Source organism: uncultured Microscilla sp. (assembly GCF_947493425.1).
In the GTDB taxonomy this organism is placed as follows: domain Bacteria; phylum Bacteroidota; class Bacteroidia; order Cytophagales; family Microscillaceae; genus Microscilla.
Map to the genome: position 1 here is coordinate 22,022 of NZ_CANLRP010000097.1, position 10,758 is coordinate 32,779.

Annotated in this window: 6 protein-coding genes; 4 read left to right on the forward strand and 2 right to left on the reverse strand. The window is 42.4% G+C overall.

Annotated elements, in window-relative coordinates; translation table 11 throughout:
- Positions 1-100 precede the first annotated feature (100 nt).
- Entirely contained in the window at positions 101-4,423 is a 4,323-nt protein-coding gene (locus Q0954_RS21480) for a CHAT domain-containing tetratricopeptide repeat protein (RefSeq protein WP_299460203.1), read from the forward strand.
- A gap of 285 nt (positions 4,424-4,708) precedes the next feature.
- On the opposite strand, the gene Q0954_RS21485 is transcribed toward Q0954_RS21480, so the two are convergent.
- Entirely contained in the window at positions 4,709-5,224 is a 516-nt protein-coding gene (locus Q0954_RS21485; RefSeq protein ID WP_299460206.1) for a hypothetical protein, read from the reverse strand.
- 373 nt (positions 5,225-5,597) lie between these two features.
- Positions 5,598-6,968: a TrpB-like pyridoxal phosphate-dependent enzyme gene (locus Q0954_RS21490; RefSeq protein WP_299460209.1), complete on the reverse strand. Its 1,371-nt coding sequence runs from the start codon at positions 6,966-6,968 to the stop codon at positions 5,598-5,600.
- 252 nt (positions 6,969-7,220) lie between these two features.
- Here Q0954_RS21490 and Q0954_RS21495 point away from each other — a divergent pair, with 252 nt between their 5' ends.
- From Q0954_RS21495 to Q0954_RS21505, 3 genes are all read left to right on the forward strand, one after another.
- Positions 7,221-8,114, forward strand: a complete 894-nt coding sequence (locus Q0954_RS21495; RefSeq protein WP_299460212.1) for an RluA family pseudouridine synthase — start codon at positions 7,221-7,223, stop codon at positions 8,112-8,114.
- Positions 8,115-8,238: 124 nt separating this feature from the next.
- Entirely contained in the window at positions 8,239-8,865 is a 627-nt protein-coding gene (locus Q0954_RS21500; protein ID WP_299460215.1) for an ABC transporter ATP-binding protein, read from the forward strand.
- Positions 8,866-9,081: 216 nt separating this feature from the next.
- On the forward strand, positions 9,082-10,437 hold the full coding sequence (locus tag Q0954_RS21505; RefSeq protein WP_299460218.1) for an ABC transporter permease: 1,356 nt from the start codon (positions 9,082-9,084) through the stop codon (positions 10,435-10,437).
- The last annotated feature ends 321 nt before the right edge of the window (positions 10,438-10,758 follow it).

The following is a 10,758-nucleotide window of genomic DNA, read 5'->3' on the forward strand; positions in this document are numbered from 1 at the left end:
ATAATTATATATACCTAAAATATCTAATCAATTAAATCTTATCAGGCATTCAATGCCAACAGCTTTGAATGACAGGGTTACTTAACTAATTAAAAATACAATGAATTTGAGAAAACTATTACATCAACATGCACAACAAAAATACAAGCATATAGGCTTCGCTGGTTTTGGCTGGTGGTTGGTGTGCCTGGCTATTTTTATGGGTCATTGGGTGCAAGCTCAGCCTACCCAGCCTTGGGAACAGGTGTTTCGTAAAACTGAGCGTTTGTACAAAAAGGGGCGTTATAAAAAAGCGTTGCGTAAACACAAAAAACAAAAGAAAAAACTCACCAACGAAGTGCTACAAGCCTGGGGAAAAATTCAGGAGGCAAAGAGCCGGGAGGCTTTGGGGCACTTTGACAAAATGAATCAACTGTTGAATGAAGGGCTGTCTGCATTGCAAACCATCAAAAGCAGTGACTTTAAAAGCTACCTTGTGGGCACCTATAAAGCTGCAGATGTATACCTGGAGTATGGTTATTACTCAAAAGCCCGCAAGCTATTAGAAGACGCTAAGCAAAACTGGTTGTCACAACCCACTGGTGACGGTACTGCCAAAGATTCGGTAGGACTAACCGAAGTAAATCATCGCCTGGCAGTCACTTATATCCATATTGGCAAACTCAAAGATGCTGGTCAATTGCTGGATCAGGCGCTTCCTTTTTGGCAAAACCTGATTGCTAAGCCAGTAGCTAACAAGTGGGTACGTAGGTATTACCGACACCAGTACGTAAAGTTGCTGATTGCCCAAAGTATGCTCATGACCGACAAGGGGGAGTATGAAAAAGCTGCCAAGTTTTTGTTGGCAAAACGCAGGAAAGTAAGAAAGCTAATTTGGAAAAAAAGCCAAACTTATGGATTGTACCTTAAACAAATTGCCGATAACTATGCCAACGATGAACGCTATGCCCGCTCGATGCGCTGGTACAAAAAAGCCCTGAAAATAGCCAAGCCTAATTTATTTTTGACCAGAGGGTACATTAAGTCAAGTAAAACTTATTTGTCGGTGTATGATCAAACTATTCGAATGTACTTTGAAAACCGACACCCTATCAAGGCCAACCTACAGCAAGAATACCGCGACAAAATTATGTATGCATTTTATAGAGGCAAAAACATACACCGCCTGCGTGGGGAGTTTTTACGCGCCGAACGCTCTAAACATTATAATCGAGGTAGCCGACGAACCAAAAGAAGGTTTGATGAATTGCAACAGACTGATAGTACCTTGTTGCCCGTGTATCATCCCCTAAGGGTGCGGTTGGTAGAAGATCTGTACGACTTGCATATGTACAAAGAAGCTAACCTGATACAGGCCGAAAAAGATATTAATCATTTGCTTAAGCTACAAAAAGAGCTGATGGGTGAAGATGCCCCCAAATATGAGTTGTATAAGCTCAAATGGGCAAATTATTACCTACTACACGCAGATGATTTGAGCAATGCTGAAAAAGTCTTCGCCGAGAAAAAATACCAAACCTATTTGGATGAGCTCACCAAAACCCACAAAGACTACATTCCCATACAAAACTATATTGCTACCTATCATGATGTAAAAGAGGAGTATAAAAAAGCATTGGCGATTTTAGAAAATAACGTAAAAATACAGACAGAGAAGTTGGGGGCTGAAGACCGTGAAACCGGAAAACAACTCGCCAAACTCGCCGAAATGCAAATAAAGGTGGGGGATTATAAAAATGCGGAGAAAAACATAGAAGAGTCTATGGGTATTATCAGGTCAAAAATTCGCCGACGTTCGTTTGAGTATGCCGATGCATTGAGCACCGCCGCCCGTTTGTATGGCATTATTGGACAATATTATACCGCCGAACGTTTGCTAAGGCGAGCCCGCCGAATTTACTGGGGAATGCGCGCGCGCGACATTTCGCAACAATCGAAGTCGGTAGAAAATCTTGCTTTTTTGTACATAAGAATTGGCGAATACGCCGAAACTGAAGAGTTGCTCAATGAAGCAATTGAACAAAAAGAAGCCAAATATGGCAAAGAAAGCCGTAAGTTGGTCAATTTGCTCAACCAACTGAGTCAGTTGTACCTCATCACGGGCAAATATGCCGAAGCAGAAAAGCTTGCCGTGCGTGCATCTGAAATATCTAAAAAGGTATATGGACATACTACCATTCGTTATGCCGAAAGTATTGGGTTGCTAGGCTCGTTGTATTTGTCTATTGGCGACTACCAAAAGGCTGAAGAAAGTATTAAAGAGGTCATGGATATACGCAAAGCTAAACTAGGCGAAAACCACATTACAATGGCAGAAGCATATACTACCCTTGCCTTGGTGAAATTTAACCGGGGCGACCGGGATACTACCGAGGTAAAGCCTTTGCTGGAGAAGTCGCTTACTATTTATAAAACTACTTTTGGCGATCAACATCCTTTGTATGCTGAAGCGCTCAAAAACATGGCATATTATCACATAGACAAAAACCAATATGAGACTGCTTTTGCCCAATTGAATCAGGCAGACGATATTTGGCTCGATGCTTTTGGCAAAGAAAACGTAAACTCGGCAAGAGTGGCAATGCTTCGTGGTGATTTATACGCCAAAACTAAAAACTTTAGAAAAGCCAAAGCAGAATATCAGCGGGCACGCAAAATGTATAAAAAGGTGTTTAATGATGAACACCCTGAATATGTGCGTTCGTTGAGCAAAATAGGCAAGGTGGAGTTTGTAAGGGGGAGGTATCGCCAATCAAACAAAATTTTAGAGCAGGCAACCGATCAATACCTCGAATATATCAAAACTTACTTTCCAGTGTTGAGCGAAGGTGAAAAAGCCAAATACTGGGGACTGATACGGGCTGACTTTGAGTTTTATAATACGCTTGCTGTCAAACAGGCACACCGCAAAAGCCGACGCAAAAAGCTGTTAAGTAAAATGTATAACCATGCGCTGGCTACCAAAGCGCTGTTGTTGAGTTCATCAAGAAAAGTACGTAATCGTATTTTGAATAGTGGCGACCAACAACTGATAGATTTGTACAAGCAATGGGTAGATCGTAAGGAATTTTTGACTAGTATATTGTCGCTGAACGAAGACAAATTAAAAGAAAGCAATATCAAGCCTCGTAAAATTGAAAAGGAAATTGAGCAACTTGAAAAAAAACTCAACAAAAAATCAAACCTGTTTGCCAAAGGGTTTGAAAAGAAAAACTATACCTGGAAAGATGTACAAAAAACATTGAAAGATGGAGAGGCAGCAATAGAAGTTATCCGTTACCGGGAATACAATCAAGGGTTTACCGATTCGGTACGTTACGCGGCACTTATTGTAACCAAGAAGAGTAAGCGAAGCCCACAGCTGGTATTGCTAAGCAATGGTAATCAACTAGAAAACCGTTACTTGAGGTATTATAGAAACAGTACCCGTTTTCGTCGTAAAGACCGCTATTCTTATAAAAACTACTGGTTGCCCATAGACAAAGCGCTGGCAGGAATCAATAGGGTATACTTGTCGCCCGATGGTGCCTACAACCAAGTAAATGTATCTTCGATGCGTATAGCTGATACTACTTATGTGATAGATAAAACCAATGTAGTATTGGTGAGCAATACTAAAGATTTGGTGATAAACCAGCAAAATAAGCTGGCAAAAGCCAACGACAAACCTGCCGATATAAACAACCGGGCAGTATTATTTGGTAATCCGGTATTTTACAGCAACGACAAGATCTTAAAAATAGCTCGCTCGGCAAGCAAGAGAGGAGAAATCGGATTTATTAGTCGACTACCTGGTACTGAGAAAGAAATAAGCGAGGTAAACAAGTTGTTGCGCCAAAAGGGGTGGAAAACCCAGGTGTTTACTAACAATGTGGCTGAAGAGATCAACATAAGAGGCCTGCAAAATCCCAGGGTATTTCATGTGGCAACCCACGGTTTTTTTGTCAGTCACAAAAAAGATGACACTCCAGGGTCAGGAGGGTTAAGAAGCAATCAGATAACCAATGGACCTTTGCATCGTTCGGGTTTGCTTACCCACGGAGCGGGCGATTTGTTGGCAAAAACAAACAATTTTTACAGTAGCGATGGTATTTTGACAGCTTATGAAGCCATGAACCTCAATTTTGACAATACCGAATTGGTGGTGTTGTCAGCGTGTGAAACCGGGCTAGGCGAAGTTCAGATAGGCGAAGGAGTGTTTGGGTTGCAACGTTCGTTTTTGGTAGCAGGTGCCGATGTGTTGATCATGAGTTTGTTTAAAGTATCGGATGATGCTACCCAAAAGCTGATGAGTAAGTTTTATAAAAAATGGTTGGCCACTGGCAACAAGCGCCAGGCTTTTGTTGAAGCCCAAAAAGAGATCAAAGCAGAATACAAAGATCCTATATACTGGGGAGCTTTCAATATGATGGGCATTGATTAAAAAAACACTTAAACTTGAACGCAAGGGCAGTTACTCAAAAGAAGTGACTGCCTTTTTTATGTTTTTTTCCACCATAAGTAAAGCGGAAAAAATAAGATGTGCCAATAAAACAAAATATTTGTTGAGTGGGCGAATCAAAAACCGAGGCTACAGTTTTACTGTGCCAAGCTCTGCTTTAGCTAAACCTTTGCATAGCCCAAGCTATGGAACTGTTTTTTGAGGAAGTTCACTCGGCAAAGATACCGTTTTATGGCTCAGATTATTTTTGTAGGTTTACTAACTACCCTAAAGCTCGGCCACACCTTCGTTTACTTCATTGATAAAGCTCTGCAGGTTGGCTCTATACTTCAAGGCTTGCAACTTTTGCAAATACGCCTCAGCCGCCGCTTTGTCTTTATGTACCACCTTGATATCGGCCAAGTGTAAATACACCAATGCCTCGTTATTTTGAGTACGCACACCAAACTCCAGGGCTTGATTAAACAGGGTTTCGGCGGCATGAATATCATCTTTTGACATAGCCACAAATGCTTTGATAAAGTAATAGTAGCCTTTTTGACTTTTTGCCAGTCGCTCTGGTTGTTTTATTTCGCTCAAATACGCATTGGCTTTGTCATATTTTTGCCTACGCAACTGTTGCAAGGCCAGCCATACCGTGCCATTGCGATAATACCCCACCACTAACACCGCAATGCAGGCAATGTATAAAATGGTGCTGGGATAGTTTTGATAAAACAAAGAAAAAACAATGGCTAAAAGGGCTGCTGCTCCCAATAAAAGCCGAACCTTGAGTGTAAACATTGTATTGATTAAGTTGTCTATTTACAAAAACAGAAGGCACAAAGGTAATGAAGATGCGCTTTAGGTAGTGAAGATGTAGAAAATTATTTCTATGGATACACGAATGGTTTACTACCCATAAAAACCCTGTAAGAGTATGTTTAAATTTTGTCTTCAGAGTTAAAAATGATGAGTTTTTTGTGCTGACGAGATATATTTTTAAGTGAATAGCTAAAGCTATTGACACAAAAATTAACGAAGTCGGCGCGTAAAAACTGTAAGTCCCGAACTTGTATTCGGGGACACTTTTTTAGCCCAGATTATGATTTTTAAACATACTCTAAAGCCATACACAGCTTACAGGGTGATTCAAAAGATCAGTTTTGATAGTAAGTTATCCCATCGGAATATCATCCAGCTCTTTCAGATTTTTAGTCAATTGCTCATCAGAGTAATGGTGATCCTGGAGTTTTCCAGCAAAATAATCTTCGTACGCCCGCAAATCAAAATGTCCATGCCCACACATATTAAACAAAATCACTTTAGACTCGCCTGCTTCTTTGGCTTGATTGGCTTCGCGAATGGCACCCGCTACTGCATGCGTGGCCTCTGGTGCAGGTAAAATCCCCTCAGTTTTGCCAAATAAGACCCCCGCTTCAAAACACTCCAGTTGCTGAATGGCCTGAGCCTCAATGATTTCGTCTTTGAGCAACTGGCTTACAATAGCACCTGCCCCATGGTAACGCAACCCTCCTGCGTGGATGGTAGGCGGCACAAAACTATGCCCCAAAGTATACATAGGTAGCAAAGGAGTCATGCCTATACTATCGCCAAAATCGTAGCGGAACTCACCTCTGGTAAGCTTAGGACAAGAAGCTGGCTCAATGGCCAAAAAACGCAGATGGTCTTTGCCTTCGGTAAGCTTATGACGCAAAAACGGGAAGGTGATGCCGGCAAAGTTAGACCCGCCACCAAAAGGAGCCACTACCACATCGGGAAAGTCTCCCGCCATTTCCATTTGCTTCATTGCTTCCATGCCTATAATGGTCTGGTGCATGAGCACATGATTGAGCACACTGCCCAACGAATACTTGGTATGCTCATCTTGCACCGCGCGCTCTACGGCTTCTGAAATGGCAATGCCCAAACTACCTGGCGAGTGAGGGTCTTGAGCCAATATTTGCTTGCCTGCTTCAGTCAAGTCGGTAGGCGAAGCATGCACACTTGAGCCCCAGGTATTCATCATAATCTTACGATAAGGCTTTTGCTCATAACTCACTTTTACCATAAATACTTCACACTCCATGTCAAACAAACCACAAGCAAAACTCAAGGCACTCCCCCACTGCCCAGCCCCTGTTTCAGTGGTAATCCGCTTTACTCCTTCTTGTTTGTTGTAATACGCCTGCGCCACTGCCGTATTGGGCTTGTGCGATCCACTAGGGCTTACTCCTTCATATTTATAGTAAATTTTAGCGGGTGTATCCAACACCTTCTCCAGATCATAAGCCCGATACAAAGGGGTAGGGCGCCATTTTTTATAAATATCTTGTACTTGTTCGGGTATTTCGTGCCAACGTTCTTGCGAAACCTCTTGTTGGATAAGTGCCATTGGAAACAAAGGCGCTAAATCGTTGGGACCAATGGGCTGTTTGGTACCCGGATGCAAGGGAGGTAGCATCGGGTTGGGCATATCAGCCTGAATATTATACCATTGGGTGGGCATATCTTTTTCAGATAGCAAAATTTTGCGTGTTTTACTCATAGTTTTGAAAATAGGTGATTGGTAGCGGTAAGCAATTAGCCATAAGCTACAAGTAAATATAACTAACTCATTATAAAACATTTACACCTGATTATTAGGTGTATATCATTCTCTTGTAATATATAAATTTTAGAAGAAAAATGTTAACATCTGAGGGTTTTTAGTCAAGAAGAGAGCCTTACCCAAAAATCAATAATTCTATGCATATTTGCAGATTATAAAAATAGCATTTGCCAATAAATTCATTCACCCATGTTTTTACTCAAAACTCATACTGTCCCCCATGATGCCCCTTCTACCCGTCTGAGCGATTATGTTTGTGGCATTTTTGAACAACTTCCCTCACGCAAAGGGGTTAAAAAAGCCATCAAAAAAGGGGCAGTGCGACTCAATGGTATACCTGCTGAAACGGGTCGCTGGGTGCAACCAGGCGACATTATCACATTGGTAGACTTGGAAGAAACGCCACCAAAATCTTATGAGTTTGACTTGGAAATTGTACACGAAGACGATCATTTTGCGGTTATAAATAAGCCTGCTGGAGTAAAAGTAAGTGGAAACCAATACCGCACTATAGTCAATATGTTGCCTGGCAATGTGCAACCCTCTCCCCTACCTGATGCACTGAAATGGGCAAAGCCTGTACACCGACTAGATGTGCCTACCAGCGGGCTGTTGATGGTGGCAAAAACCGCCCAGGCACATATGCACCTGGGGCAACAACTGGAACAAAAAACCATCAAAAAAACTTACCATGCCATAGTAAAAGGAACTCCCACTGTACGAGGGCATATTCGTACCCCAGTCAATGGGCAAAGCGCCCACAGCGAGTTTGAGGTATTGCAAACTGTACCCTCGCTTCGCAACGAAACTTTGTCGTTGGTACGTCTATCGCCTCATACTGGGCGCACCCACCAATTACGCATTCACCTGGCAAGCCTGGGGCATCCCATTGTTGGCGATACCACATACGATGAAGCAGGTAATACAATGCTACACAAGGGCTTATTTTTGGCGGCTACTTCATTGCAGTTACAACACCCAGCGCTCACTCAAACCGTTGAAATCAGTATTGATATTCCTCACAAATTTGCCAGTTTGCTCGAACGCGAAGCCAGAAGATGGGAGAAATTTAGAAGTACCTAAATAACAGACAATAGTTGTATGCTTTGCCAATACATTGCATAACTTGACATATCCTTTACTAAAATTTGCTTTCTGTAAAAAATATCTGAATTTTTGAAGCTTGGTACACTAAATAAAACGTCGTATGTTTGCTATACAAGAGGTGATACACAAATATGGTGATAAAACAGTGCTCCAAGCCCCCAATTGGTCAGCCGCTCAAGGCGAACAATGGTTATTACTGGGCAATTCGGGGAGCGGTAAAACCACGTTATTGCACATTCTGGGGGGGCTGCTCAGGCCTACATCGGGAAAAGTACAAATGGCTCAGCAAAGTTTACACACCTTACAAGGTTCCCAGCTCGATAAATTCAGGGCAAAAAACATTGGCTTGGTTTTTCAAAAACCCCACCTTATTCAAACCCTTACTGTATTAGACAACCTTTTGCTGACGCAATACCTGGCAGGTGTCAAACAAAGCAAAACAAGGTGTATGGATGTGCTGGAACAATTGGGCATGCAAGCCCATAAAAAATCGTATCCCAATAAGCTCAGTCAAGGCGAAATGCAACGCGTATCGGTGGCGCGGGCAGTGCTCAATGCTCCCAAAGTGTTGCTTGCCGATGAACCTACAGCAAGCCTTGACGACCATAACACAGTACAGGTCATCAACTTGTTGAAACAACAAGCGCAAGCAGTTAACGCAACTTTGGTGATAGCCACTCACGACCAAAGGGTAAAAACAGAAATAAGCCAAGTGTATGAACTGTGAGTAATGGCTAATATTGTTGTGATGACAAAGAGACTGTATTGTTTGATGGGTTCAATGATTTGTAGCCTTTTTAATTCATCATTACTCAATCCTAACTGCCCACGTTCTTTTAAGTCTTCCTTTAGGAGACTTAAAAGTTTGGATGAAGCAGACGTCCTGCTTGCGGGACACCTAACGCACAGAACCCTGTCAGCACTATGAACTAATAACTAAAACATGAACTTACTCAAATTAAGCTGGAGTTACCTCCAAAAGAAAAGACTCAATACCTTCCTCAACACGCTGTTATTGGCGTTTGGGGTAGGTATCATTATATTCTTATTGCTGGTGTTGCATCAGGCAGAAGAAAAACTTAGAAACAACGCCCAAGGTATAGATTATGTCATTGGCGCCAAAGGCAGCCCATTACAACTCATTCTCAATGCAATTTACCACTTGGACAGCCCTACGGGTAATATTCCACTTTCTGAAGCCAACGCCATTGCCCGCAACAAACGCCTGGTAAAACGAGCCATTCCGCTTGCCTTAGGCGATAGCTACAGGGCTTACCGCATTGTGGGTACCACCCATGAGTATGTCGATTTTTATCAATGCAAAATAGCTGAAGGCAAGCTTTGGCAAAAAAACTTTGAGGTAACCATAGGAGCCACTATAGCCCAGCAACTGGGGCTAAAAGTGGGCAGTAAATTTTATAGTGCGCATGGGTTAGAAGACGACGAAGATCTTGCCCACAAAGACCACCCATTTATAGTAAGCGGCATTTTGGCACGTTCGGGCACCGTAGCTGACCGCCTGATACTAACCAACATTGAAAGTATATGGGAGGTGCACGGGCAACATGATCATGATCAAGAGGAACATGGGGAACATAAAGGACACCATGAAGCGCATAAAACCGACTCGACACATACTCAAAACCATAACCCTTTTGCGCAAAAGAAAGAACAGGGAGAGCATAAAGGACACCATGAAGCGCATAAAACCGACTCGACACATACCCAAAATCATAAACCTTTTGTGCAAAAGAAGGAAAAAGAAATTACGGCGATGCTCATTCAACGCCGCTCGAACATGGCTATAGTCATGATTCCGGCAATTGCCAACCGAAGTAATAAAATACAAGCAGTATCGCCCGCCCGCGAATACCTCAACCTGCTCGAAAACATAGGCATAGGAGCCGATGTATTACAATATTTTGCTTACATCATCATTGGCATTGCCGGGCTAAGTATTTTTATTGCTTTATATAATGCTCTTAAAGAGCGGGAATATGATCTTGCCATTATGCGTACCCTGGGAGCTACTCGCCTCAAATTGTTTACCCACATTATTTTAGAGGGCGTTTTATTGGCAAGTGTAGGGGCTGCTTTAGGTCTTTTGTTGGGGCATGGGGCAGTAGAGTTTACTGGGCAGATGATTAGCAACAGTTCGCAAATGTCGATCACAGGCTGGCAATGGCTCACCGCCGAACTAGGAGTCATAGCGCTGGTATTGGGAGTTGCCTTATTTGCCGCACTTATTCCTGCTATACAAATATATCGGATTGACATTTCTAAGACTTTGAGTCGATAGGTTTTTAATTACGAGTAGGTCAATTACGAATGAGGGAATTACGAACCGACCAAAGGGAGCTCTGCGTAAGCTAATTACGAATGAACGCGAAGCGACTACGGTCTACCAACTCCCAACTCCGGAATAATATTCAATTACGAATGAGGGAATTACGAATTACGAATGAAGGCAAAGCCAATATGGTCTACAGACTACTAACTCCGGACTAATATTCAATTACGAATGAACGCGAAGCGACTACGGTCTTCCATCTACCAATTTCATAATCTACTGATAATCAGGAAGCTATTTTTTGTATTTGATAGCCCATTCTTAGAGCTT

Bases quoted from the DNA above. Each gene is read 5' to 3' on its own strand.
- Q0954_RS21480 (WP_299460203.1), top strand. From the start codon at position 101: ATGAATTTGAGAAAACTATTACATCAACATGCACAACAAAAATACAAG.
- Q0954_RS21485 (WP_299460206.1), bottom strand. From the start codon at position 5,224: ATGTTTACACTCAAGGTTCGGCTTTTATTGGGAGCAGCAGCCCTTTTA.
- Q0954_RS21490 (WP_299460209.1), bottom strand. From the start codon at position 6,968: ATGAGTAAAACACGCAAAATTTTGCTATCTGAAAAAGATATGCCCACC.
- Q0954_RS21495 (WP_299460212.1), top strand. From the start codon at position 7,221: ATGTTTTTACTCAAAACTCATACTGTCCCCCATGATGCCCCTTCTACC.
- Q0954_RS21500 (WP_299460215.1), top strand. From the start codon at position 8,239: ATGTTTGCTATACAAGAGGTGATACACAAATATGGTGATAAAACAGTG.
- Q0954_RS21505 (WP_299460218.1), top strand. From the start codon at position 9,082: ATGAACTTACTCAAATTAAGCTGGAGTTACCTCCAAAAGAAAAGACTC.